The 704-nt window shown below is 70.3% G+C and carries 1 protein-coding gene and 1 pseudogene; both read right to left on the bottom strand.

The annotated features are described in order from the left end of the window. Positions 1-437: pseudogene (locus JCM19049_RS16595) on the bottom strand (PAS domain-containing protein); the annotation flags it as partial. Continuing rightward, positions 409-603, bottom strand: coding sequence for a hypothetical protein (locus tag JCM19049_RS16590; protein ID WP_054822079.1), 195 nt, complete (start codon positions 601-603; stop codon positions 409-411). The pseudogene JCM19049_RS16595 and the gene JCM19049_RS16590, both read right to left, overlap by 29 nt. Positions 604-704 lie beyond the last annotated feature (101 nt).

Raw genomic sequence — 704 nt, 5'->3', positions numbered from 1 at the left:
ATCTCATCGCGCGCCGAGCGGGCGCTGGAGAGCAGCTCGCGCAGGCTTTCGGGCACCCCCAGCTGCTCGATCCCAAACCCGTCGGGCGGGGGAGTGGCGGGCAGGCCCAGCAGCCGGGCCGCCTCATCGTTGTACAGCACCACCCGTTGGGTGCGGTCCATCAGCAGCAGCCCCTCGCGCACCGAATGCAGCGCGGAGAAATAGAACGCGTAGAGCCGGCGCAGCCCGTGCGGGCCAAAGCCTAGGGTAGCGCGCTGGATGTACTTGGAGAACCACCAGGAGCTGGCCGCCCCCAGCGCCAGCACCACCGCGCTGGGCCCCAGCAGCTTGGGCAGCTGGCTGCGGTAGGTGTTCTCCAAGTTCGCCACCGTCACCCCGACCGCCACCCAGCCCAGGGTGCGGCCCTGCTCATCGTTCACCGGGGCGATCGCGCGCACCGAGGGGCCCAGCGTCCCGGGTGAACTGTTCGACGTGGGAGCGCGCCTCGGTGGGGATGGTGCCCAGGTAGGTGCCGCCCAGCTGCCGGGGATCGGGGTGCGTCAGGCGCACCCTCTCGGGGGTCATGATCGTGATGAAGTCGATGGTGCTGGTCTCCTCCAGCACGCTGGTGGTGAACGGCTGCAGCCGCGTTGCCGGATCCTTCCACCCGGCGGGGCGTTGTTCCGTTTAACCGGTACGGCCACCTGGGCCGGGGCGTGCGCAGG

It is taken from the genome of Arthrobacter sp. JCM 19049 (assembly GCF_001310435.1).
The sequence above is the reverse complement of the archived record's forward strand: the minus strand, read 5'-3'. Positions and strand labels throughout refer to the sequence as shown.